This is a genomic window from Pseudonocardia sp., from assembly GCF_050246655.1.
Lineage (GTDB): Bacteria > Actinomycetota > Actinomycetes > Mycobacteriales > Pseudonocardiaceae > Pseudonocardia.
The window spans coordinates 1-23,319 of record NZ_JBFWVQ010000091.1; the positions used below are offsets into that span (position 1 = coordinate 1).

Below are 23,319 nucleotides of genomic sequence, written 5' to 3' on the forward strand. Positions count from 1 at the left end.
GGTTCGAGTGGTTCCACCGTCGGTCGGGCGTGCTTTGCAGGCCGCGCCGACCCGCGGGGTGCAAGGCGCGCTTTCCTGCCTTGCGCCCCGCGGGGCGGTGTGGCATCCCTCCGGGACGACCGGCCGGTGGTGGAACCACGGTCCGCGCTTTCCTGCTCCACCGGAGAGAGGGCCGAGGTCCGGGGCGGAGCCCCGGTGCAGTTCGTCGACTAGTGCGGGCGGGTGCCGGCAGCGGATGCCGTCAGCCCATGGCATCGAGTGTCGCGCGTCAGACTTCTTGGCAGGGCCCGTTTCTTGCGGGTCTGACCATGGAGGAATCTGATCGTCATGGCGAGACCGCCGGCGTTGCCGGCTGAGGAGAAGGTCCGGATCGTGTTGTCGATCCTGGCCGGGGAGATCACCGTCGCCGAGGCCGCGCGGCGGGCGAAGGTGTCCGAGCAGTCGGTCGGGAACTGGAAGCGGCAGTTCCTGGAGGCCGGCCGCGCCGGGCTGGCCGCGGGCAAGTCCGGGCCGTCGACGCGCGAGCAGCAGCTGCAGGCCGAGGTCGCCGACCTGACCCAGGCGTTGGGTGAGGCCGCGGTCGAGCTGCGTGTCTGGAAGCGCTCCGCGGAGGGCCGGCTGGGCCCTTCGCGGACCTCGAGGTGATCCGCGTGGGTGCGGGCATGCCGACCACGAGGTTTTGCGCGCTGATAGGCGTGCCCGAGCGCACCTGGCGCCGCCGCCAGGGGCGCGCCCGCCAGGACCGACAGCCGAAAGGCCCATGGCCGCGTCCAGCCCGTGAGCGGGTCGGTGAGGCCGCGCGCCGGCATGCGCTGGCGCACCCGGCGTGGGGACACCGCAAGGTGTGGGCGATGTGCCGTCACGACGGGCATCGGGTGTCGCAGGCCAGCGTGCTGCGGCTGCTGCGTGACGAGGGGCTGCTGCTGGAGGCGAACTACCAGCGTGAACGCCGCCAGCTCGCCGCCCGCCGCAAGGCCGCGTTCGCGGTCGAGCCGACCGGCGCGAACCAGGTGTGGCAACTGGACTTCACCGACTTCGAGACCGCTACCGGCGGGACGTGGCGACTCGCGGGCTGCCGCGACTACTGGAGCAAGTACGAGCTGGGCTGGCACGTCTCCCCGACCGCGAACCAGCACGACGCGATCACCACGGTCGAACTCGCGCTCGCCGAAGCCGCCCGGCTGGCCGGCGCACCGTTGATCGACCTGGCCCCGCGGGACGACGACGGGAAGGTGTTGCCGTTGGCGACGATCGTGACCGACAACGGCGGCCCGTTCCGCTCGTTCCGGTTCGAGGCGTTCATCGCTACCCATCCCGAGCTGCGCCATGTCCGCACCCGCGTGAAGTCCCCGGGGCAGAACGGATCACGCGAGCGTGGGTTCGGCACCCTGAAGTACGAGCGACTGTTCCTCGAGGAGATCCCCGACGTCCTCGACCTCGTCGCGCACGCCGAGGACTACCGAGTCGAGTACAACACCGTCCGCCCGCACGAGGCGCTGGCCTGGAACCGGCCGCTCGAGGTCCACCTCGGCCTGGCCGACCCGGTGATCCCAAACTTTCCCGAACCCGAAATCCTGCCAACTGCTTGACGCGGGACACGAGTACGCGCATGAAGGTGTGCTCGTTGACGACGGGAACGCCGTGTCTGCGGGCGTCGCTGGCTTTGCCGGAGAGGGAATCTGGGTCGGCTGCGACGACGACAGTGGTCCTGCGCCTGACCGAGGTGGTCATCCGCAGGCCTGCGGCCCGCGCCTGCGCGGTGATCTCGGCGCGTCCTCGTTGCATCTGGCCGGTGAGCACGACCGTGTCGCCTCGGCGCAAGGTGAGGCCCGTGGCGCTCAGCGTGGGCCCGTTCGCCGCCGCCGGAGGCGTGGGTGGCCGGTTCCCGGTCGTGGCGAGGATGGCCTCAACAGTGGCGGGATCGATGGCGAGCAGCGTGCCGACGGTGTCGACGTCGCGGCGTTCGTCGTCGGTGAGGACACCGTCGGCCCACACGGCCTGGCCGAGCTCCCGTATGTAGCGGTGGTGGAGGTCGATGACCTCGGACTTCGTCAGGCCGAGGTCGTGGGCAAGGTCGACCAGCGCGTCGGCTTCGGTGTCGCAGATCTGTCGGTCGAGCAGCGCGTTGTCGAGCATGGCGAGGTAGGCGTCTTTGACGGGTTCGCCGGTGCGCGGGATGCGGTCGACGAGCCGGGCGAGGAAGTGCGGTCTGACATGCCCGAGGGGTGTGCGCTGCACCGGCTGCACGCTGGTGGTCGGGAACTGCGGCCATGGCCAGGAGGCGGCGGCGCGGTGGTCGTCGTTGGGTTCGACGAGGTGCGGCGCGCGCTGGAGGAAGTGGCAGAGCAGGTCGGCGGCGCCGCGGGCGTCGTCGAGGGCGGTGTGCCAGGTGCGGTCGGGCAGGCCGGCGGCGGCGCAGCACTCGATCAGTGAGCGTCGCGCCCAGGGCATGGCTTGCCCGGCGGCCTGCATCGTGCAGAGCCCGCCCGCCGGGTGGAAGGGGACGTCGACGCCGAGGCGGGCGAACTCTGCACGCAGGTGCATGGCGTCGAAAGGCCAATTGTGGGCAACGAGTACCCGGCCGGTGAGCATGTCGGCGAGCTGGCCGGTGATCTGGTCGAAAGTGGGCGCGCAGCGGATGTCGGCTGCGCGGATGCCGTGGATGGCCTGCGGCCCGAGGTCCCGCTGGGGGTTGAGCAGGGTGGACCATTCACCGGTGGGAGTGCCGTCGGGGTCGAGGTGGAGAACGGCGAGCTCGGCGATGCGATGACGGAAGCCGGGGAGCAGCCCGGTTGTCTCGGTGTCCACGACCGCGTACCCGAGCCAGGCATCGCCGGTCAGCACGGTCACAGCGGGAGCCGGGTGTCGCTGGCGGTCAGGACCGCGTCCAACCACGCCGGGGGTAGGGCGTCGGGCTCGCCGTGCTTGTCCCGCAGGTAGTCACGACGGTTCTTCGGCTGCTCGGTCCGCGTCCACAGCCCGATGAGCCACTGAAGCACCCGCGACGTCCGCAGGGCCTCGACGACCACTGGCGCTCCAGCAGGCGCGGCGATCCCGGCCAGCCGTGCCAAATCGCTGATCGTCGTGGGCCGGTCGTCGGGAGAGAAGGTGCGCTCCCACTCCAGCGGCGCGACGGTACGCCCGCCGCCGCGGATCGCGGCAACCGTCGCCTCGAACTCCGCCCGCCTGCCGAGCACCTCCTGGAAGGCCTCGACCGGGAAGAACAGCTGCTTGTCCCACCATCGGCCGGTGTCGATGCCCGCGGCCCCGGTGAGCCGGGCGACGGTCTCGTCGACGGCGCCGGCAGGGGTAGCGGCCAGGGCGCGCCGTTCGATGCTGACCAGCAATCGCCGCGCCGCAGCCGGGTCGTTGTAGGCATCCCGCTCGGGGACGACCCACGCTCCGGTCAGATGACCGTCCGGGCTGACCTGCCACACCGCCACCGCAGGCTGCCCGAACTCGTCCTCGCCCGCGGCGAGCACGGCGCTGCCCGGCGCCCATAGCGCGGCGGCCGGCTCGGCCAGCCCCGACGCTTCCTCGATCACTGAATCCACGACTGAGCCGATCCCCTCCGCGGCCTGCGCCGCCCCATGGTCACCACCGCTGCGAATGTCGATTCCCAGCAGCACGTGTTACTCGTCGTGGTGGAGAAGTCGCGTCGCGTCCTCTCGGACACCGCGCAGTCGAGGGCGTGGGCAACCGCCGCCGCCGTGCCGTTGCCGCCGGGTCACGTACTGCGGACCTGCGGAAACTGTCGGTTCTCGGCCCATACTGAGGTTCATGTCCTCGCTGGTGCTTCTTCCGTCGTGGGTCGTTCCGGCCGACGACGCGGTATGGGAGTGCGAGCGTGTCGCGCAGCGGCTGATCGGGCTGGGCCCGTACAGCTCGACGCGGCGGGATGCCGGCGTGGCTGCGGCGCTGGTGTGGTTCACGCTCGGCGAGGTGTCGCCGATGACAGCCCGGTGCTGCTCGGAGTCGAGCTGGTCGACGACGCCCGACGCCCGGACGGGCGAGCCGGTCAGGACGTGGACCTGTGGGGTGTCCCGGGAGATGGCGCGGGCCGAGAGCTGGGTGGCGCTGTCGGTGGCGGCGGGGCAGATTCCGCCGACCGCCGCGGACTGGCGGAGTCTGGGCGTCACCGCGGCGCCGGCGCGGGTGGATGATCCGGAGTTCGCGTACGGGGTGTGGCGGGTGTTGGCGTGGCTGCTCGGGTCACGGGAGGACTTCCCGGTGCACACGTCGTGGCATCGAGCGGCGGGTATACCGCCGGAGCGGCCGCACCTGTACCGGCCGCGTCGACCCCGTGACCCGGACAAGGCGTGGCAGGCCGCGGAGCAGGCCTGCCGGGACCGGGCGCGGGCGGAGGCGCAGTGCTGGTGGCGGCACGTGCGTGCGCAGGTGGACGCCGCAGCGACGAGCGTGACTTGACGACCGGCGGCCGGCCGCCGCGCCGACCAAGGTGAGGCGACAACGTCGCCGCGACGCTCCTACATTCCAGCCGTGAATTCCTCGGGAAAGATCACTTCGAGTCTGTCCTTCGTGGCCTCCGTGAGCATCTCGCTCCCCAATGGTTTGAGGCAGTGTCGGCGTACGGCGATGTGCTTTTCAGGCGCGGGGCACGCCAGTACCGCAAGGATGCGCAATGCGCGCAGCACGTCCTCGGATTGAAACGAAGCCTTGATCGCCGCCTCGACCGGGCTCCATGCCTTCTTCACTGCGAGTTTCACGACCTCATGCGTGATCAACGAGCGACGCGCCTGCTTCTCGGAACCGAGTATGATATCGACGACGCAATCGGGAACAGACTCCAGCGTGTCGTTGAACTTCTCGATAGCTTCGGCGAGCGCTGCGAACAGGTCGCACCAGAAGTGGTCCGCCATCTGCCTTCTGGCGTCGGGAAGCTTCGACGGCCCTATGTGGGCGTCCACGGCTTTGTGGGTGGAATTTGATATGGCGCTGCCGTGTGTCTCGACGGCCGATTCGACCGCGGATTAAACAGGTGTGCCATCGTCGTGGGCGGGCGCGGAAGCGCCCGCCGGCACTGTGGAATCAGCGCGCGCCTTGCTCTCGGCATTCGGGTCAGCGTCGCCCGGAGACTGACTCTTGACACGTTTCCGCCAGTGCTCAGCCATCCAGGAGATGATGTCTAGTCTCGCTGAATCTATTCCCGCCTCTTTGGTCTGCCTGTTCATGGTTTTTCTATCGGGGCGGAAGTATTTAGTCCACTTTCGATCTATCTCTGCGCGGCGCTGGGCGCGTTCGGGAGCCATGTGCGGCTGCGCCAGTCCGACGCCGCCAACCCAGCCATGAAGAGATCCGCCGCAGCCAGTGCATTTGCAGTCATGTCCCGTTGCCCAGGCGCAGGACGCGGTGTGATTTCCTACCGAACCCATGACTCGGCCCCCTCCGACCAAGATCTACGGTAAGCGATTGATCGTCTCCTCCGAGCCTCGTCGATTGGTACCGCCGCCCCGGTGAAAATGATCTCGCTCGATGTTCCACGGCATCGCCTGGGCGGGGACCATGTCTTAGACGAGACGGCCGTGAAGCGGTGCGCGGGTGCGGAGACGGCAGCCAGGATTCCGGGATCGCTGGCCGGCCTGCTGGGTGATGCCTTACCGCTCCAGCATCGCCTCGTCGGGGCGGCCGGTCCGGTGGTCGACGTCGTGTTGCTCGTGCTGGGTGGTGTCGTCGTGGTGCCATCGGACGAGTTCGTCGAGACGGGCCTGCTCGGTGGCCTCGCGCTGGGCGCGGGCGCTGTCGGTGTCGTGGCGTGCGGCGATCTCGGCGAGCGCGGCCTGGGAGCGGGCGACGGCCTCGGCTGCCTCGTCGACGGTCGGCACCCGCCGGCGTGCGGTGGGGTCGGTGTGCTCGGTCAAGTCCACCGTCGCGGTGTCGCGGATGTCGACCGGTGGCTGCTCGACCGTGATGTGGGTCCGCCGGTCGGGGCTGCGCGTCTGGTCGACGTCGCGGGGCTCGTCGTCGGCAAGTTCGTAGTCCTCGTGGATCTCGCGGTCGAGGTCGGCGTCGGCTTGTTCGGCGTGGTGGGCGTCGATCCATTCCTGGGCGGTGACGCGGCCGGCGGCCTCGGTGGGGTCGATGCCGCGGGCCCGTAATTCGGTGGCGGAGCGGTGGGCCTTCTCGCGGCTGACGGCGGTGTGTACGTACCACGCCGCGCGGGCCTGGTCGGCCGCCTCCAGCGCAGAGACGCGGTCGGCGAGCGCGGCGGCATCCTGCTGGGCTTGGTCCGCGGCGTCGCGGAGTTGCTGGGCGCTGGTCGGGTCGGTGTCGGGGGCGTCGGCGCGGGCGGCCCATATGACGGCGTCGGCGCGGGCTGTCTCCAGCGCGCGCCGGGTGGCTTCGAGTTCGTCGTCGACGTAGCGGGGTGCCCACGCTTCTTCGCGGGCGTAGCCGGTGACCCGGGCGCGTAGCTGCCCGTCGGACAGACTCGCTTCCTCGGCGCCGACGTCGAGCAGCCCGAGTTCGCGGTGCGCGGCCCGAAACAGGGCGGCCTTCTCGGCCAGCGCCGGGGCGGGGGCGAAGCCGAGCGGGTCGCGCTCGTCGGTGTAGCCGACGAGTTCGCGGTAGGCGGCGGCCCAGCCCGCGCGCCGCTCCCACTCCTGCCTGGCAAGGATGTCGTCGGGGACGGAGCCGAGGGCATCGACCGCCCACGGCGGGGCCTGCTCGGCGGTCAGCGCGCCGAGTTCATGGCGGCGCTCGGTGGCGGCCTCGGCCCGGTCGGTCAGCCAGGCCCGCCACTCGGGCGGGGTCGCGGCCGGGATGAGGTCGGCCACGTCCGCGATGTTCGGGGTGAGCCGGCCGGTCAGCGAGGTGGTGATCCGGTGGTGCAGCACCTGTGCGGGGGACCGGGCGTCGCGCAGGCCGCGCTCGTCGGTCACCGCGGCGGTGAGCACGGCGTCCGGGTTGTGCCCGGCGAGTTCGGCGGTGCGCAGCAGCCGCTCCAGCGACCCGAACGCGTCGTCGGCGGCCAGGGCCTCGCGCTGATGGGCGGTGAGCGCGCCCTCGGCGGTGAGCCGGTCCAGGGTGGCCGCGGCGCGCCCGGCGGTGACCTCGCGGGCGACGACGTCGATCAGCCGGTCGACGTGGGTCATGGTCGAGCGGGCGTCGAGGTCGGCCTGCTCGCGCTCGGCCAGCGCGGTCCGCTCGGCCCGCTCGCCCTCGATCACCTCGGCGAGCACCGCCTGGGCGGTGCGTTCGACGACGGTGAGGGTCTGGCCGGTTTCGGCGTCCGGGGCGAGGTGGCGGGTCACCACGTAGAAGGTGTTGGCCTCCCGGCCGCGGGTCCCCGGCACATAGACGCCAGCGGCGCCGCCGCCGGGGCCGTTGACCGAGTGCGAGGTGTCGACGGTGCGGCCCTGGGCGGCGTCGCGGGTGGACGCGTAGCCGAGCGAGAGGTGCTCGCGGACGTAGTCGGCGGGCAGCTGCATCGGCGCGCCGAGGCGCTCCCCCCAGGCGTTACGATCGGCGGGCGCGTCGGTGCCGGGCTGGTCGGTGGCGCGGTCGAGGATCGGGGCCACGGTGAGCCCGCCGTCCGGGCGCAGCGCGGTGACCCGGTAGGTCTGGCGGGTGATCGGCGCGGCGGTGTTGCCCTCCCACCCGTGCAGATGCCACGCGAGTGCGCGGGCCTGGACGAGGTCCCCGACCCCGACGGTGACCCCTTCCCACTCCGCCATCCCCAGCGCAACCCCGTCCTCCTCGACGTGGCCGAGTGCGACGAGCTCGGCGCGCAGCGCGGCCGACACCCGGGCGGCGGCGGCGTTCGTGCCGACCAGCAGCAGCGACTCCTTCCCGGACAGGGTGTCGGCCAGCCACGCGCGGGACGCGGCGGCCTCGGCCTGCTCGGCGGTGCCCGCGTCGACGAGCCGCCCGTGCTTGGCGTACTCGGCCAGCACCGACGCGTCGCCGTCGCGCAGCCGCAGCGACGCCGGCCCCTCCCACGCCTCGCGGAAGCGGCGCACCTCGGTGAGCTGGTAGGTGATGCCGCGCTCAGATATGTCGGCCAGCGCCCCACCCGGGCCGATCGCAGTGAGCTGGCGCGGATCGCCGGCCAGCAACAGTTTCGCCCCGGCGTCGCGGCACCGCTGCCCGATCTCGACCAGGTCGGTGGTGGTCGCGGTCCCGGCCTCGTCGACCACGACGAGGTCCCCAGAGCGCAGCCGCCACCGCTCATCCTCTGACCGGCCGGAGGGGTGGTCGAGGCGGCGTTGCGCGGCCAGCCACGCGGCGACGTTCTTGGTCGTCAGCCCTTCGCCGGCCAGGACGTCGGCGGCGACCTGGTACGGCGCGAGCCCGAACACCCGCCGCGGCAGCGCGTCCGGGTCGCCGGTGTGGGTCCAGCTGTCGGCGATCGCGCCGACCACGAACGACTTCCCGGTACCCGCCGCCGCCAGCAGCACCTCGACCCGGGCTCCGGAGGTGAGCACCCCGCGCAGTGCGGCGGCCTGGTCCGCGCCGAGCGTGACCCCGGACTCGGCGAACCGGGCCGCCAACCGCTCGGCGACCGCGGCCGGGACGGCGACCGCGCCGCGCTCGACGGCCGCCGCGCGCAGCGCATGCTCGGCCGAGCACTGGCCGTCGGTCGTGTAGAGCGCCCCGGTCGGCGCGGTGTACGGGGATTGGCCGTTGCCGAGCAACTCGCAGGAGGGCAGGTTCGTCGTGTCGTCCGCCGCGGTGACGGGAACGGCCCGCGCCAGCGCGGCGTCGGTCAGAGATTCCAGCAGCGGCGCGACCTGCTCCGGGTCGATCCGCAGGTTCCCCGGCAGCGCGTCGGAGATCGCGCGCATCAGCGCCGAGCGTGACCACGCCTGATTCGACTCAGACACCGCCGCCAACGCCCGCTCGATCACATCCCGCGGCGACCACGCCGCAGCGTCCTCGGCGTGCTGGGCGCGACCGAGGACGTCCTCAGCGACCCGGGCCAACCCACCGGCGATGATCTCCCGGCACTGCTCGGTCCACCGGGCCAGCTGCTGCTCGCGGGTCTCGCCCTCGTGCGACTTCGCCGCCCGGGTGGCCAGCGTGGCCTGCTGGGCGAAGTAGTAGCGCTCCGCGGGCGAGGGCTCGCGCCCGGCGGTCTCGCGGAACTGGCGGATCAGCTCCTCGGTCCGCGCGGACACCGCACGCCGGCGGGAGGAGAACAGCTCTATCACCTCCTGCGGCACCCCGAGCACCTCGCGGGCCTTGCCATCCGGGCGGGTCGCGAACTCCACCCCCAACGCCCGGGTCAGGTAGGCCTCCATCACCCGCTCTCCGACCGCGCCGGCCGCACCCCGCAGCGCGTGGATCGCCCTCGAGTCCAGGGCCCGCCACACCCCGTCGGCGCACAGCACCCGGTTGAGGATGGCCTGGTGCACGTGCAGCTGCGGGTCGCGGTCGCGGGAGTCGTGCTGCAGGAACTGCGCCACGACGAACTCGTGCGCGTCGACCCACCGCCCGGCCCCGCCGCCGTGGTGCCCGACCCGGGAATAGCCGGCGTGCTCCTGCAGGTACTCGATCGCCGCCCGTGCGCCGGCCATCACCGCGTCCTCGACCGTCTTGGCGTGCATCGACAACGCCGCCGCCGCCTCGTGATCCCCCGCCGCCGCGGCGTCGTTGGCGGCGCGCTCGAACGCGACCGCGAGCACCGTCACCGACTTCGGCGCCGAGAATGTCACATCCAAGAACGACACCGCCTGCCGCGCCGACCGCTCCGCGAGCGCCCGCAACTCCGCCCGCCGCTCCGGGCCCGCGCCCGGGTTCGTCTCCAGCAGCGCCTCGTACACCTGATCCGCCGTCCGGTACTTGCGATGCCCCTGCGCCAGCGGCGCGGCCTCGCCCCACGTCGACCGCGCCCCCGCCGCCGGGTCACGCGGGTCCAGCAGGTGGGTGTACACGGCCTCCATCAGGTCCGCATCCACCTCCCCGCCCAGCCCGAGCGCCTCCGCGCCTTTGCCGAACCACAGCCCCGGCGGCTCCCCGGCCGCGACCGCACCCGTGTAGTAGCCCTCCCGCGCCTGCGCCACAGCCTTGGTCAGATAGCCGACGTCATGCCCCGTCGAGATGCTCAGCAACGTCCCTCTCCCCCATCGCGGTCACCGCGACGCACGCGCGGTTTTTGATCTTGAGCGGCGGTGTCTCTTCTGTGGCCCGCCAGGGCCCGCGGAACCCACCATCGGATCGTGATGCCTCGGTGTGCTCGGCCTTTTGATCTTGGATAGTTGATCTCTGTGGGCTCTGTTCGGCTGGCTCGTCTAGTCGTCCAAGGTCCTGCTCTGAGCGGTGGCGTGCTGGCTTCATCGGTGGGTGCGGTACTGGCGGTCGAGCAGTTCTGCGGCTTCGGCGAGTTGCTCGGCGGTGGGCTCGGGACCGGCGGTGCGCGGATGCGCGGTCCAGGTGTCGGCGACCGCCGCCGCGTGACGCGTGAGCGGCACCGGGTCGGGCTCACCGATGTCGGCGGGACGGCCGTGCTGGTCGGCGTGCCGGGTCAGGTCGCAGCAGCCGAGCAGGGTGTTGATGCGGCGTTCGACTCCGGGGCGTTGGCGGTCGTGCCAGTCCCCGACGCGTAGCCACGAGCCGTCCTCGGGGTGGTAGGCGTCGGCGTGCGCGCCGCGTAACCACCACAGCTCCTCGATCACCTCGGGGTGCCACAGCCAGCACGAGGACAGCCGGGCGCGGGAGTAGCGCAGATAGACCCGGTCGACCCACCAGATCAGCTGGGCCAGGTCGGCGTGGGCGTCGAACTGGGGCGAGTCCGCGAGCAGCCACGACCGCACCGCGGGGGCGGTGTCGCGCGTCGGGTTGGGCTGGTCGTCGGTGAGGTGGGTGGCGAGCGCGGCGAGGTCGGCGGCGAGTTGGAGGACGTTGGCGTCGACGGTGTCGAGGCGGCGCAGCGCGCGTTGCAGGTCGCGGCTGAGTGCGACCACGGTCGGGTCGGGGCTCCCGGTTTGGCAATCGCCGCTCATGGGGTGCCTGCGTCGTCGGCGAGCCCGTCGTCGTGGTGCCGGGCGTCGTGGGTGTCGTGGTGCCAGCGAGTGAGCTGGTCGCGGTGGGCGATGTCGGCGGAGGGCGGGCTGATGCCGGCGAGTGCGCGGGCGACCGCGTCGTGGGCGGCGATGATCTCGTCGTCGACGGCTGCGGTGATCTCGACAGGGTCGGCGGGCTGGTAGCCGTGGGGGCCGACGACGGGGCAGAGCGGTTCACCATCGGGGTGGCTGTAGACCGGGCGGGCCAGGTCGTGGGCCTCGTACGGGACGAGGGCGGCGGGGGGTTGTTCGATGGCGTCCTCGCCGCACTCGGGGCAGACCAGCGCGACAACCTCCGGGTCGCGGCCGCGAGCCGGGGTGGTGTCCTCCCGCGGGGCGGGCGGACCCGGGCGATTGCCGGGCGGGGTGTGGCGGCCGGTGGGCTCGGCGGGTGGCGTGGTCACCAGAGGCTCCTCACGTACTCGCCGGGGTCGGCGTCGGTCGTGGCGGTGGGGGTGTGCTCGGGTGGGTCGTCGTGACGCCGGCGCGTCGGCCGATCCCGGCCGCGGGCGTCGTCCGGGGCGTGGGCGCGGCCGCGTTGGCGCGGGACGGCCACGGCTGACGAGGCGCTCGTGGGCGGCTGGCAGCGCCACAGCCGGGCGGGTGCGCCGGCGGGTCCGTCGTCTGGGAGGTGCTCGTCGGTGGGCTGGTAGCGGCGCAGCACGGCGGAGGGATGATCGTCGGGGTAGCCGATCGCGCGGCTGGCCTGCTGCATGGCTTCCAGGTCGGCGCGCCAGTAGCGGCGAGGCGCCCAGGGGCCGTCGGCGAGCACCGCGACCTCCCGCGGTCCGTAGCGTGCGCCGGAGCGGGGTCGGCCAAGGCGCCGGCCGCGCGTGGTCATCGCGGCCACGACCCGTCGTCCTGGCCATCGTCCGGCTCGCCCGACCGCGGTGGTGGGTCGGCCGGCCCGATGCCCGGCCGATGGAAGGGGATGACCTCCCCGGTGTGGGCGTGACCCAGGTCGGGGTCGGCGAGGTGGCCATCCACGATCGGAGGTGGGGTGTAGCCGCCGGTGATCCGCGAGCGCAGCCCGGCGAGCCACCTACCGGGACCGGCGGTGGCGGCCTGGGCCGATCGCCCGGCTGTGGCTCGAGCGCGGGTGAGCCGGGCGGCGAGCGCCCGCGCACGGGTGGCGAGCCACTCGCCGAGAGCGGTGTGGTGGCGGGTGAGGGCGGCGCGGGCCCGGACGGTGATTGCGGTGGGGTGGAAGTGGTCATGTACGTCGCGGCGCCGCCAGGCCTGCTCGGCCCGCCCGATGACGGGGGGCATGCCGCGGCGGAACGCGACGACCCGCCCGGCGGGGAGGTTCGCCAGCTGTGCGGGGGCGAGCACCGGGACCCGGCGCGCCGAGCGGGCGGTGCGATGGCCGTGCTCGTCGGTGGTCCACACGTGCTCGTCGCGGTCCCCGGCCAGGGTGGACCAGTAGGTGAGGTCGTCGCGGTCGGCGGTGCCGCCGAACAGCAGCCGGGCGCCAGCATTGTTGAGGATGACCGCTGCCTTGGCCTCGCCGTAGCGGTCGACCAGCTGCGCGCGGGACTGGAAGCAGGCAACGATCGACACCCCGCGCCCGCCCATGTCGGCCGACCAGCGGTCGAGCGGGATCGGGCAGATCAGCGCCGCCTCGTCCAGCCGCAGCGACAGCGGCGGGTCGAGCCGCCCGCCCGGCTGATGCGCGGCGAGGCGGCGGGCCTCGCGGGCGACATAGCCGGTCAGCGCGCAGACCAGCGGGGCGACCTGGGCCTCTTCCCCGCCGAGCAGATACACGGTTGCGCGGGTGTCGAGCAGCTGCGTGACATCGAAGGGGTGGCCGCCGTCGCGTTCCGGGAGCGCGGCCGCCCGGGCCGGGGCGTGGGTGAGCCAGCCCAGCGCGGGGGCAATGGTCGAGGTGATCGAGGTGCGGGTGCGCTCGTTGGTGCCGATGAACTGGCGCACCGCGGCCTCGTAGGCCGGCTCCGGGGACTTGGCGCGCAGCAGGGCGAGGATGCGCGGCTCGGCCCGGTCCAGGTCGGCCAGCCAGGTCTGGATCTCGCTCATCGTGTGCTCGCCGAGCGCGGCGGCGTGCATCAGCGCGGCCAGGTTGCGCCGGGCCTGGTCGTCCCAGAACTCCCGATCCCCACCACCGGCGCGGTTGGCGGCGGCGAGCATGTCCGTGGCCCGCTCGAACGCGGTCTCCGGGTCCGCGCAGCCGGTCAGCGGGTCGAAGGTGATCGTGGACGGGAGGTCGCCGAGCCCGACCGGGTTGAACACCAGCACCGGCCCCAACTGAGCGCGCAGCGGCCCGGTCTGCTCCAGCAGGTCCGTCCGCGTGCTGGTAACCAGCACGGCGCCCGGAGCGTCCAGGACCCGCCCGGCCAGCCACTGGGTCTTGCCCACGCGGGGGCCGCCGAAGGCGACGACGACGTCCTCGATCGAGGCCCACACCCGCAGCGTCCCGACCAGGCACAGCTGCACGGCCACCTGGGCCACCGGCTGGCCCAGTAGCTGCACCAGCCGACGGGTCCGCGATCCGGCGAGTAGCGAGGGGCGCACTATCGGGGTGCGGCGACGCATCGCCACCCCGGACCCGGTGCGAGCGATGTCCAGAGTCGACGCGACGCCGGACTTGCGGCGGGCCCGGTTCCCCCACCGGGTGACGAGCACCGCGGAGTGCGACCGGCGCTGCCAACCCACCCATCCCAGCAGCGCGAGCCCGACGGCCAGGCCCGGCCACGACACCGCGGTGGCTACCTGGCGGAACAGGGTGATCGCGGGCAGGCAGGCGAACGCACCGAGCAGCAGCGCGCTGGGGTAGGCGCGGAGCCGCCACATGATCCAGGTGGCCAGGAGGGCGCCGGCGAGTACCAGCACCGTTCCGGTGTTGATCCCGCTCACGACGTCCTCTCGATCGGGGTCGAGCCGTTGAAGTGCTGTGAGGTGCGCGCCAGCCCCGCGTCGGCGGCAGCGGGCCCGGCGACCTCCGGGGTAGCCGCGTCTCGGATCGCGGCTTCTGTGGTTGCCGGGTCCGGGGTGTCGCCGTTCGGGGTGCGGGTGCGGGCCAGCAGCTGGCGGGCCTCGTACTCGGTCATCCCCAGCTCGCGCGACAGCCGGCGCCGCCCCGCGCCCGCGGCGATCAGCTCGGCCGCCCGCCGGCCCGGGTCGACCCGTGCGGCCGGCTCGGCGGGAGGGGCGTCACGCCACCAGTCGACGATTTCCTTGGTCGCCTCGTCGCCCTGGTCGTCCTCGTGCGCGGCAGTCGACATGTCGGGGTGGGGGCGGCCGACCAGCACGGCCAGGTGCACCACCGCGCCGAGCACGGCCGGGGCGACCGCGGACACGATCACCACCACCCACCACGCCGGCGCCAACCCGAACGCGGCCAGCCCGTGCCCGAGTGCGTTCGCTGCGACCGACAGGGCGAGCAGGGCCAGGGCGAGCGCGCGGGCGAACCGACGAGCTGCCCCGGTGGCCCACCCGCCCAGCCACACCAGCGACCCGGCGGCGGCACCGGCGTCCACCACCACTGGTAGCAGCCAGCCCAGCCGCGGGGCGAACCCGCACACCAGCGCGAGGTCGCGCAGCGCCGCGAACGACAACACAGCCGCCGCGGCCGCGACCACCAGCAGCAGGACGTAGAGCACGCGCCGGGCGCTCATCGCGACCACCCGCCCTGGGCCGGGCGCGCGGGTGGCGGGTCCTGGCGGGGCGGGGCGTCGAACAGCCCAGGCAGGGCATCCTCGACGGCCCAGCGCTGCTGCGGGCTCACCGGCACCGCGGGTGCACGGGCGCCCGGAACCTCGTCGACCAGCTGCAACAACCACCCGGGCACGGGGCGGCGATCGCGGATCGACCGCGCCAGTGCCCGCGACGGGCACACCCGGTGCACCCCACCGACCGGCCACCGGCAGCGTTGGCACCACGACCCGGCCGGGGCGTCGTGCTCGGCCATGATCCGGCCCAGCTCGATCCGCCCGCACCCGGCCAGCAGGCGTGGATCCGCGTCGGCGACGGTCGGGGCGCGCATCGCGTCCGCCCCGACCTGGGTGAGCTGGCGACGGTTCACGACGCCACCTCCACACCGATGTGGGAGATCGCGTTCCAGAACGCGTTCACCGCCCGCTCGCCCTCCGCGACGCCATGTCGCAGCTCGGCCAGCGCGAGCACCCCGGCACGCAACCGCGTCCGCGGCTCGATCACGCCGCTGTCGTCGTAGACCGGCCGACCGGCGGCATAGCCGGCCACCTGCTGGGCCAGCACGGCGGCCAGCGCCTCGACCGCGCGAAGCGTGTCCACCAGCTCGCCGGCCAAAGCGTAGAAGTCGCTGTGATCCGGCGCCGTCATCCGCTGCGCCATCTCGGCTGCGCGCCACGCCTGCGCACCACGCTCGGCGTGCACCACCGCCGTAGGGCGCTCATCGCGCTCGGTCATGCCGCCGCTCCGTTCTCGTCACGGACCTGGGCCGCCCACCGCAGCGCGGTGCGCCGGGTGACCCGGCACATCCGGGCCACCGCCTCGAGGTCGTGGCCGGCGCGCAGCGCCGCCCGCCCGGCCGCGGCGATCTCGCGGCGCGTGCCGGACGGCTCCAGCTCGGCCGGCCACACCGGGGCGTCGTCCGGGCGGGTCAGGCCGCGGCGCTCCTCCGGCGCCAACCCTCCGGCGACCCCGTAAGGCAGCGCCCGCGCGAACGACAAGCACTCCGCGCGGACCGGGCACACCGCGCAGACGGCCTTGGCCGCTGCCACCTGCGCCTCGTAGGCGCGCCCCCGGTCCGCCTCTGCGAAAAAGAGCTCGGGGTCCACCTGCGCGCACACCGCCGCCGCGCGCCAGTCCGTGGAGACCCGGTTTCCAGCCGCCGCGCTCACCCCGCACCCCCCGCGGTGTCGCGGTCGACCTGCAGCAGCGTCGGCGACGTTGAGTCGTCCACCGCGTCGAACAAGCCAGTCACCGCACCCGGCAACCCGGCCCCGGCCGGCGTCGACACGAACAGCACCAGTCCGATCAGCGAGAACACCACCGCCCCCGCCGGCACTCGCGCCTTCGCGCAGATCACCGCACCCAGCACCGAGAAAGCGATCAACAGCCCGACGTTCTCCACGTCACGCCTCCCGCGCCCGCTGGGGCGAGGGCACGAACGGCACCCAGCCACCCGCGTCCACGACGGCGTGCTCTGCCATCGCAACCTCAGCCATCTCCTCGACGGCCTTGGCCGGGACAATCAGCCGCCCGCGGATGCGCACCGCCGGGAACTCCCCCGCCGCGATCGCGCGGTACACCGTCACCGGCGACATCCCGAAGATCCGCGCCACCTCGGGGACGCTGAAGAAACGCGGCGTCTCCTGCGCTTGCCCCCTCCCCTGCGCCGGCAGCCCGGTCGCTCCGACACGCTGGCCTGCACCGCTCGCCTGTTCACCTGGTCTCACGGATGTCCCCCTCTGCTGGACTGTGCCAGTAGAGAAACTGGCATGCGCCAGTGAACCACGAGGCCTGAGACGGATTCGAGCGGGACGCGCCGCTTCACCCCACTGGCTCAAGCCAGTAGTAGGCTGGACACGTGGTGAGCACGGACGGTGACGGGGCACGGGTGCCGGCGAGTGAACGGCTCGCCGCAGAGCTGCGCAGTGCGATCGAGTCGGGGGCGCTCGCGCCCGGCGCGAAGCTGCCGTCCGAGCGCGAACTCGCGGAGCAGCACAGGATCGCCCGCAACACGGTCCGCCAGGCGATCCGGCTTCTCGCCGAGAGCGGCCTGGTCGTCGCCGAGCACGGCCGGGGCGTCTTCGTCCGGCCGGCTACCGCGGTGATCCGACTCGGCAACGACCGCTACTCACCGCGCTACCGCTCGACTGGCCTTTCGCCGTTCCTCCTCGAATGCGCGAAGCAGGGGAAGGCCGGACGCTTTGAGGTCCTCCTGATCGAGCGCACGAAGCCGCCACCCGACGTCGCGCGGCGCCTGAAGCTCCCGCCCGACGACGAGTCGGTCCTCCGCCGCGAGAACGTCTTCTGGGCCGACAACGACCCGGTCCAGCGGGTCACGACCTGGATCCCGTGGCCCATCGCGGAAGGCACGCCACTACTGAGCGACGACGTCGGGCACCCTTTCGGGATTCACGGAATCTTCGAGGAACGCGGCCACACGATGGCGCGCATCCTCGACGAAATCGGTGCGCGCATGCCGACCCCCGACGAGCGCCAGAACCTCCGCCTCCCGGCGGGAGTCCCGGTGCTCGATGTGCTGCACACGAGCATCGACACCGAGGGTGAGCCGTACGAGCTGACCCGGTTCGTCATGCGGGCGGACCTCTCCGGGCTGCGCTACGACGCGCCCGTCGAGTAGCTCGTGCGCGCGGTCGGCCTGATAGCTGCCCTGGCCCTGCTGTGGGGATCGGGCTTCTTCTGGATCGCGCTCGCGCTGGAGGGGTTCACCCCAACGCAGCTGACGTTCGCACGCCTCGCCTTGGGCGCGCTCGTGCTCGTGCCGCTCGTCCTCGTTCGTCGGCTCGAACGCCCGAGCGGCTGGCGCATGTGGGTCCACATCACGGTCTCGGCGTTCGTCGCGAACGCACTCCCGTACACGCTCTTCGCGGTTGCCGAACAGACCGTGCCGTCGAGCGTGGCCGGCGTCGTCAACGCGACGACGCCGCTCTGGACCCTGCTCGTCGCCTTCTTCGTCTCCGGCGCCGACGCCGGCCTCACGGGGCGACGCGTGCTCGGCGTCCTGCTCGGGTTCATCGGCGTCGTGGTTGTGGTCGAGCCCTGGCGCGGCGTTCTCGGCGGCAGCACCGGCGGGCTCGTCGCGACGGTCGCCGCGGCCGCGAGCTACGGCGTCGCGTACGTCTACCAGGCGCGCTACCTCACCAACCGCGGGATCTCGCCGCTGAGCCTCACCGCCTTCCAGCTCGTCGCGGCGGCCTGCCTACTGCTGCCGACCCTGCCATTCGGCGGGTCCGGTCCCGGTCCGACGACGGGCTCAGCGCTCGCGCTCCTGATCCTCGGCGTGGCGGGCACCGGCCTCGCACTCGTCATCAACTTCACGCTCATCGCCACGGAGGGACCGACCGCCGCCAGCGTGGTCACCTACCTTCTCCCCCTCGTCGCCGTCGCGCTCGGTGTCACATTCCTCGACGAACCAGCGCGCTGGACCCTTGTGGCCGGGGGTCTGCTGATCCTCGTCGGCGTAGGCCTGGCCCGTGGAAGATCACGCTCTTGGCTCGCACCTAACCGTCGCCCCACGTCATGACGGGCACGACCTTCATCGACGCTCCAGCGTCCTCGCTAAGCCCTCTACGCCAACGTGAAGTTCCATGCCCGGTGGGCGAGAGGATCACCACCGTCCGCTGACACCCGAGCCAAGAACTACTACCGGTGGATGCAACGTGGGGAACTGCGGCACCCCACGCTGGAGCCGTGCCAGATCGCCGATCCGCTCAGATCGAGCCGAGGAAGGTCATGGCCTCGGCGGATCAGGGCTACCGACCCACAGGTAGCTGCCGCGCCGATCCTCGGGATCGGAGAGGCGCGGGTCGACGACGCCGGGCCAACAGCCGTCGTCGGCCGCTCCCAGCGACGCAGCATCCCAAACGCCCGAACCATCAATACGGATCCTTACACCACCGAAACCTCACCGGCTGGGCCATTCTCAGGGATCAGCGCACGTCGTACCGGTCGAGGTCCATGACCTTCGCCCACGCGGCGACGAAGTCCGCCACGAACTTGTCCTTCGCGTCGTCGCTCGCGTAGACCTCGGCGAGCGCCCGCAGCTCGGAGTTCGAGCCGAAGACGAGGTCGACGCGGCTGCCGGTCCACAAGACGGCGCCGGAGGCGCGGTCGTGGCCTTCGAAGGCGTCGTCGTCGCCCGCCACCGCCTTCCACTCCGTGCCCATGTCGAGCAGGTTCACGAAGAAGTCGTTGGTGAGCGTGCCGGGTGCGTCGGTGAGCACGCCCCGCGACGACCCGCCGGTGTTGGCGCCCAGCACCCGCAGGCCGCCGACGAGGACGGTCATCTCGGGGGCGGACAGGTTCAGCAGGTTCGCCTTGTCGACCAGGCGGTACTCGCCGGCCAGGGTGTCGCCCTTGCCGCGGTAGTTGCGGAAGCCGTCGGCGACCGGCTCCAGGTAGGCGAACGACTCGACGTCGGTCTTCTCCTGGGTGGCGTCGGTGCGCCCCGGCGTGAACGGCACGGTGACCGCGCCGCCCGCGGCCTTCTCGATCGCGGCGCCGCCGCCGAGGACGACGAGGTCGGCGAAGGAGACCTTCTTGCCGCCGCCCGCCGAGGCGTTGAAGTCGGCCTGGATGCTCTCCAGCGCCCGGATCACCTGGGCGAGGTCGTCCGGGTCGTTGGCCTCCCAGCCGACCTGCGGCTGCAGCCGGATGCGGCCGCCGTTCGCGCCACCGCGCTTGTCGCTGATGCGGAACGACGCCGCCGCCGCCCACGCGGCCTTCACGAGCTGGGCGACCGAGAGGCCCGAGTCGAGGATCTTCGCCTTGAGCGCCGCGACGTCGGCGGCGTCGACCAGCTCGTGGTCGAGGGCCGGCACCGGGTCCTGCCAGAGCAGCTCCTCCTGCGGCACGAGCGGCCCGAGGTAGCGCTGGATCGGGCCCATGTCGCGGTGGGTGAGCTTGTACCAGGCGCGGGCGAACGCGTCGGCGAACTGGTCGGGGTTCTCGTAGAAGCGCCGCGAGATCGGCTCGTAGACCGGGTCGACGCGCAGCGCCAGGTCGCTGGTCAGCAGCGACACCGGGCGGTTGAGCTCGCCGGTCTCGGGGTCGGGGATCTGGTTGTCTCCGGAGCCGTCCTTGGCCACCCACTGCCACGCACCGGCGGGGCTCTTGGTCAGCTCGTATTCGAAGCCGAACAGGTTCTCGAAGAACTTGTTGCTCCACTGCGTGGGCGTCTGGGTCCAGGTGACCTCCAGGCCCGAACTGATCGTGTCGCGGCCCTTGCCGCTGCCGAAGCCCTGCTTCCAGCCGAGGCCCTGCTGCTCGATCGGCGCGGCCTCGGGCTCGGGCCCGACGTTGTCGTCCACGTCGGGGTTCGCGGCGCCGTGGGTCTTGCCGAGGGTGTGCCCGCCGGCGATGAGGGCGACGGTCTCTTCGTCGTTCATCGCCATGCGCGCGAACGTCTCGCGGATGTCGCGGGCCGAGGCGAGCGGGTCCGGGTTGCCGTTGGGGCCCTGCGGGTTGACATAGATGAGGCCCATCTGGACCGCTCCGAACGGCTGGGCAAGCTCGCGGTCGCCGCTGTAGCGCTCGTCACCGAGCCAGGTAGTCTCCGGGCCCCAGTAGACGTCCTCGTCGGGCTCCCAGACGTCGGCGCGGCCGCCCGCGAAGCCGAAGGTCGTGAAGCCCGAGGTCTCCAGGGCCCGGTTGCCCGCGAAGATCATCAGATCGGCCCACGAGATCTTGCGGCCGTACTTCTTCTTGACCGGCCAGAGCAGGCGGCGGGCCTTGTCCAGGTTGACATTGTCCGGCCAGCTGTTCAGCGGCGCGAAGCGCTGCATGCCCGAACCGGCACCGCCACGGCCGTCGGTGACGCGGTAGGTGCCGGAGCCGTGCCAGGCCATGCGGATGAAGAAGCCGCCGTAGTTGCCGCTGTCGGCCGGCCACCAGTCCTGCGAGTCGGTGAGGACCGCATCTACGTCGGCCGCGAGGGCGTCGAGGTCGAGGGAGTTGAACTCCTTGGCGTAGTCGAAGTCCGCGCCCATCGGGTTCGCGACAGCCGAGTGCTTGCGCAGGATCTTCAGGTTGAGCCGGTTCGGCCACCAGTCGATGTTGCCGCCGCCTTCGGTGGGGTGCGCGAGGCGACCGGTGTGCACCGGGCAACCGCTGGCTTCCTCCACGTTCATCTCGCCAACTGCGGCGTCGGGCTTGTCAGACACGGGAATCCTTCCGATAGCTGATCTTTGAGGGTGCGCGCCGGGCTACTCGCCCGCGGCTGGCACGGTCTCCTGGATCTGGAACTCGGCGGGCACCGGGATGTCGTAGAGCTTGGCGGCGTTCAGGCCCAGGATCTTCTTCTTGGTGGCGGTGGTCAGCCGCGGGTAGTCGGCGAACTGGTCGTCGTCGGGCATCTGGTAGTCCACGAAGCCCTCGACCTGCCACTTCGGCGTCCAGATGTTGTAGTCCGAACCGAAGGTCAGCCGGTCCTCACCCACCCAGAACAGCAGCTCCCCCAGCACCTTGGCGAAGAACTTCGGACGGGCGTGCATCAGCCCGCCGATGACCACCGAACACCCCGCGTACACGTTGGGCTCCTGCACCGCCATGAAGCAGAAGTCCTCGATCCGCGGAATGCCCGCGTGCTCGATGATGAAGTTCAGGTCCTGGAAGTCGGTCGCCGCGGCGTCCACGTCCTCGGCGGAGAACGCGTCCTTGTTCAGCGGCCAGATCGTCGGGCCCTTGTGCGCGTGGACGTTCTTGATGCCCAGCTCCTGGGCCTTCTCCAGGAACCGGTAGCACTCCGGGTCGGTCAGCTTGAACCCGCGCGAACCGTCCTCGTGCCACTCGGCGGTGTAGAGCTTGACACCCTTCAGCCCGTACTCCTTGGCGTCACGCTCCAACCGCCGCAGCCCCTCGTCCCCGTCGCGCGGGTCGAACGCCCCGTTCGCGATCAGCTTGCCCGGGTGCTTGCGGGCCAGCCCGCCGTTGCGCTCCAGCGTGTTGAAACCCTCGGTGTACCAGTACTTCAGGTACGTGGACTGGAAGATGCCGACGTCGACGTGGCCCTCCTCGAACACGTCCCGCACCAGGTCTTCCTCGGAGACCTTCAGGTAGCGCTCGTAGTCCCAGTACGTCTCCGGCGGGCCCAGCTGGTGGTAGCCGTAGAAGCAGTCGATCCAACCCTTCGCGTACTGCTCACGACCCTCGCGCCAGTTCTCGCGGCTCGCGTCCCAGAAGTGCATGTGGGCGTCGACCACGAAGTACTTCTCGCCGTCCTTCTCATACACGATGGAGAACCCTTCCCAATAGTTCTGTCTTCGGGGTGGCGGAAAAAGCGATCAGGGGACGAGGATCGCCCGCCCGCGGACGCGGACCTGGTCGAGATCGTGGAACGCGTCCAGGGCGTTCGCCAGCGGGTACTGCCTGGTGTGCAGGGTGACCTTGCCGGCCTGGGCCAGCACCATCAGCTCGGACAGGTCGGCGTAGGTGCCGACGATGTTGCCGATGACGTTCTTCTCCCCCGCCACGAAGTCCAGCGTCGGTGCGCGGAACTCACCGCCGTAGCCGATGACGTACATCGAGCCGTCCGGGGCGGTCATCGCCCACGCGTCCAGCTCCGCACCCTGCTCGGCGACGAAGTCGAACACCACCGTCGCGCCCGCACCGTCGGTGAGGTCCTTGACCGCCTCGACGTGGGTGCCGTCGGCGACCACGGTGTGGTCCGCGCCGATCTGCTTGGCCAGCGCCAACGCGTCCGCGTTGCGGTCCACCACGATCACATCCGTCGCACACAACGCCTTCAGACACTGGATCCCGATGTGCCCCAACCCGCCCGCACCCTGCACCACCGCCGAGGTGCCCGGGTACAGCTGCGGCACCGCCTTGCGCACCGCGTGATAGGCGGTGATACCCGCATCGGCCAGCGCGGCGACGTCCTGCGGCCTGGTCTCCGGCTTCAACTTCACACACGAACGGGCACTGGTGCGCAGGTACTCCGCCATCCCCCCGTCGTTCGACAACCCCGGGAAATAGGCATCGGTGCACTGCATGTCCTTGCCGCGCCGGCACGCCGGACACAAACCACACGTCGCCAGCGGGTGCAGGATCACCGTGTCCCCGACCGCCACATTGGTCACGCCCTCGCCCACCGCGTGGATCCAGCCCGCGTTCTCATGCCCGACGACATAGGGCAGGTCGGGGTTCATCGCCTCGGCCCAGTCGCCGTTCACGATGTGCAGGTCGGTGCGGCACACACCCGCACCACCGATCTTGACGATCACATCCAGCGGGCCCTGGAGCTTCGGCTCGGGGATGTCGTCGATCTGCGGCATCTCGTTGTACGCATGTACCCGAACAGCTTTCACTGACGTCTCCTGAGTCGTGAGGAACATCGGCCCGGCGCCGGGGGCCGCGCCCGGTCAAGCTGGAGCGGACCTCGCCGGGCCGTCGGCGGGGAGTCGAGTGCGACCTTCGCCGATTTCGTCGGCAGGAACGGACGATCCGGGCGGTCAGCCCATCGACGGTCCGAGACCCAGCGACTGTGGCGTGCTGGAGTCCGGCGACGGCTGCGGGATGCCCTCGTCGAGCTGCCCGAACTCGGTCATGAGGGCCTTGTTCCACGGCGTCTGCTCCTCGGCCACCAGCGAGTTGGTGGTCAGGATCAGGCCGG

General features: G+C 71.8%; 21 protein-coding genes and 1 pseudogene. 5 read left to right on the plus strand and 17 right to left on the minus strand.

Annotation, left to right across the window (positions count from 1 at the left end):
- Nucleotides 1-327 precede the first annotated feature (327 nt).
- The gene (locus tag AB7J25_RS23085) at nucleotides 328-645 is read left to right on the plus strand and encodes a transposase (RefSeq protein WP_428512042.1); all 318 of its coding nucleotides are present in this window, start codon (nucleotides 328-330) and stop codon (nucleotides 643-645) included.
- A gap of 206 nt (nucleotides 646-851) precedes the next feature.
- On the plus strand, nucleotides 852-1,589 hold the full coding sequence (locus tag AB7J25_RS23090; protein WP_428512044.1) for a transposase: 738 nt from the start codon (nucleotides 852-854) through the stop codon (nucleotides 1,587-1,589).
- Nucleotides 1,590-1,671: 82 nt separating this feature from the next.
- Here the strand turns inward: AB7J25_RS23090 and AB7J25_RS23095 are convergent.
- A pseudogene (locus AB7J25_RS23095) lies at nucleotides 1,672-2,895 on the minus strand (exonuclease domain-containing protein); the annotation flags it as partial.
- Nucleotides 2,847-3,554 (minus strand): DUF6218 family protein, encoded by a 708-nt coding sequence (locus AB7J25_RS23100; protein WP_428512046.1) that lies wholly within the window; start codon nucleotides 3,552-3,554, stop codon nucleotides 2,847-2,849. The pseudogene AB7J25_RS23095 and the gene AB7J25_RS23100, both read right to left, overlap by 49 nt.
- Nucleotides 3,555-3,780: 226 nt before the next feature.
- Here AB7J25_RS23100 and AB7J25_RS23105 point away from each other — a divergent pair, with 226 nt between their 5' ends.
- Complete coding sequence (locus tag AB7J25_RS23105; RefSeq protein WP_428512048.1) at nucleotides 3,781-4,428, plus strand: hypothetical protein; 648 nt, start codon at nucleotides 3,781-3,783, stop codon at nucleotides 4,426-4,428.
- A 59-nt stretch (nucleotides 4,429-4,487) separates the two neighbouring features.
- Here the strand turns inward: AB7J25_RS23105 and AB7J25_RS23110 are convergent, their stop codons facing one another.
- The 12 genes from AB7J25_RS23110 to AB7J25_RS23165 form a co-directional block, all read right to left on the minus strand.
- Nucleotides 4,488-4,880, minus strand: a complete 393-nt coding sequence (locus tag AB7J25_RS23110) for a hypothetical protein (RefSeq protein WP_428512050.1) — start codon at nucleotides 4,878-4,880, stop codon at nucleotides 4,488-4,490.
- A gap of 735 nt (nucleotides 4,881-5,615) precedes the next feature.
- Nucleotides 5,616-10,070 carry a MobF family relaxase gene (gene mobF / locus AB7J25_RS23115; RefSeq protein ID WP_428512052.1) on the minus strand — a complete coding sequence of 1,485 codons (4,455 nt, stop codon included), beginning with the start codon at nucleotides 10,068-10,070 and terminating at the stop codon, nucleotides 5,616-5,618.
- 222 nt (nucleotides 10,071-10,292) lie between these two features.
- Nucleotides 10,293-10,922 (minus strand): hypothetical protein, encoded by a 630-nt coding sequence (locus AB7J25_RS23120; protein ID WP_428512054.1) that lies wholly within the window; start codon nucleotides 10,920-10,922, stop codon nucleotides 10,293-10,295.
- Between the two features lie 35 nt (nucleotides 10,923-10,957).
- The gene (locus AB7J25_RS23125) at nucleotides 10,958-11,425 is read right to left on the minus strand and encodes a hypothetical protein (RefSeq protein ID WP_428512056.1); all 468 of its coding nucleotides are present in this window, start codon (nucleotides 11,423-11,425) and stop codon (nucleotides 10,958-10,960) included.
- The gene (locus AB7J25_RS23130) at nucleotides 11,422-11,862 is read right to left on the minus strand and encodes a hypothetical protein (protein ID WP_428512058.1); all 441 of its coding nucleotides are present in this window, start codon (nucleotides 11,860-11,862) and stop codon (nucleotides 11,422-11,424) included. The genes AB7J25_RS23125 and AB7J25_RS23130 overlap by 4 nt, the downstream gene beginning before the upstream one ends.
- The gene (locus AB7J25_RS23135; protein ID WP_428512059.1) at nucleotides 11,859-13,892 is read right to left on the minus strand and encodes a type IV secretory system conjugative DNA transfer family protein; all 2,034 of its coding nucleotides are present in this window, start codon (nucleotides 13,890-13,892) and stop codon (nucleotides 11,859-11,861) included. The genes AB7J25_RS23130 and AB7J25_RS23135 overlap by 4 nt, the downstream gene beginning before the upstream one ends.
- Entirely contained in the window at nucleotides 13,889-14,653 is a 765-nt protein-coding gene (locus tag AB7J25_RS23140; RefSeq protein WP_428512061.1) for a DUF2637 domain-containing protein, read from the minus strand. Before AB7J25_RS23140 ends, AB7J25_RS23135 begins: the two co-directional genes overlap by 4 nt.
- A complete protein-coding gene (locus AB7J25_RS23145) occupies nucleotides 14,650-15,060 on the minus strand; it encodes a hypothetical protein (RefSeq protein ID WP_428512063.1) in 411 nt (136 codons plus the stop codon). The genes AB7J25_RS23140 and AB7J25_RS23145 overlap by 4 nt, the downstream gene beginning before the upstream one ends.
- Nucleotides 15,057-15,425: a hypothetical protein gene (locus tag AB7J25_RS23150; protein WP_428512065.1), complete on the minus strand. Its 369-nt coding sequence runs from the start codon at nucleotides 15,423-15,425 to the stop codon at nucleotides 15,057-15,059. Before AB7J25_RS23150 ends, AB7J25_RS23145 begins: the two co-directional genes overlap by 4 nt.
- The gene (locus AB7J25_RS23155; RefSeq protein ID WP_428512067.1) at nucleotides 15,422-15,859 is read right to left on the minus strand and encodes a WhiB family transcriptional regulator; all 438 of its coding nucleotides are present in this window, start codon (nucleotides 15,857-15,859) and stop codon (nucleotides 15,422-15,424) included. The genes AB7J25_RS23150 and AB7J25_RS23155 overlap by 4 nt, the downstream gene beginning before the upstream one ends.
- Entirely contained in the window at nucleotides 15,856-16,092 is a 237-nt protein-coding gene (locus AB7J25_RS23160; protein WP_428512069.1) for a hypothetical protein, read from the minus strand. The genes AB7J25_RS23155 and AB7J25_RS23160 overlap by 4 nt, the downstream gene beginning before the upstream one ends.
- A gap of 1 nt (nucleotide 16,093) precedes the next feature.
- Nucleotides 16,094-16,576 (minus strand): helix-turn-helix domain-containing protein, encoded by a 483-nt coding sequence (locus AB7J25_RS23165; RefSeq protein WP_428512070.1) that lies wholly within the window; start codon nucleotides 16,574-16,576, stop codon nucleotides 16,094-16,096.
- Between AB7J25_RS23165 and AB7J25_RS23170 the strand changes: the two genes are divergently transcribed.
- Both AB7J25_RS23170 and AB7J25_RS23175 read left to right on the plus strand, forming a co-directional pair.
- On the plus strand, nucleotides 16,549-17,328 hold the full coding sequence (locus tag AB7J25_RS23170; protein ID WP_428512072.1) for a GntR family transcriptional regulator: 780 nt from the start codon (nucleotides 16,549-16,551) through the stop codon (nucleotides 17,326-17,328). The genes AB7J25_RS23165 and AB7J25_RS23170 overlap by 28 nt on opposite strands.
- A 3-nt stretch (nucleotides 17,329-17,331) precedes the next feature.
- Nucleotides 17,332-18,231, plus strand: coding sequence for a DMT family transporter (locus AB7J25_RS23175; RefSeq protein ID WP_428512074.1), 900 nt, complete (start codon nucleotides 17,332-17,334; stop codon nucleotides 18,229-18,231).
- A 406-nt stretch (nucleotides 18,232-18,637) separates the two neighbouring features.
- Here the strand turns inward: AB7J25_RS23175 and katG are convergent, their stop codons facing one another.
- From katG to AB7J25_RS23190, 3 genes are read right to left on the minus strand one after another with little or no spacing between them, the layout of a single operon-like run.
- Entirely contained in the window at nucleotides 18,638-20,869 is a 2,232-nt protein-coding gene (gene katG / locus AB7J25_RS23180; protein ID WP_428512076.1) for a catalase/peroxidase HPI, read from the minus strand.
- A gap of 42 nt (nucleotides 20,870-20,911) precedes the next feature.
- On the minus strand, nucleotides 20,912-21,937 hold the full coding sequence (locus AB7J25_RS23185; RefSeq protein WP_428512078.1) for an amidohydrolase family protein: 1,026 nt from the start codon (nucleotides 21,935-21,937) through the stop codon (nucleotides 20,912-20,914).
- A 51-nt stretch (nucleotides 21,938-21,988) separates the two neighbouring features.
- The gene (locus AB7J25_RS23190) at nucleotides 21,989-23,014 is read right to left on the minus strand and encodes an NAD(P)-dependent alcohol dehydrogenase (RefSeq protein WP_428512080.1); all 1,026 of its coding nucleotides are present in this window, start codon (nucleotides 23,012-23,014) and stop codon (nucleotides 21,989-21,991) included.
- Nucleotides 23,015-23,319: the final 305 nt, after the last annotated feature.

Excerpts from the sequence above, each read along its gene's own strand:
- AB7J25_RS23085 (WP_428512042.1), top strand. The coding sequence starts at position 328 with ATGGCGAGACCGCCGGCGTTGCCGGCTGAGGAGAAGGTCCGGATCGTG.
- AB7J25_RS23090 (WP_428512044.1), top strand. The coding sequence starts at position 852 with ATGTGCCGTCACGACGGGCATCGGGTGTCGCAGGCCAGCGTGCTGCGG.
- AB7J25_RS23105 (WP_428512048.1), top strand. The coding sequence starts at position 3,781 with ATGTCCTCGCTGGTGCTTCTTCCGTCGTGGGTCGTTCCGGCCGACGAC.
- AB7J25_RS23110 (WP_428512050.1), bottom strand. The coding sequence starts at position 4,880 with ATGGCGGACCACTTCTGGTGCGACCTGTTCGCAGCGCTCGCCGAAGCT.
- AB7J25_RS23130 (WP_428512058.1), bottom strand. The coding sequence starts at position 11,862 with ATGACCACGCGCGGCCGGCGCCTTGGCCGACCCCGCTCCGGCGCACGC.
- AB7J25_RS23140 (WP_428512061.1), bottom strand. The coding sequence starts at position 14,653 with ATGAGCGCCCGGCGCGTGCTCTACGTCCTGCTGCTGGTGGTCGCGGCC.
- AB7J25_RS23150 (WP_428512065.1), bottom strand. The coding sequence starts at position 15,425 with ATGACCGAGCGCGATGAGCGCCCTACGGCGGTGGTGCACGCCGAGCGT.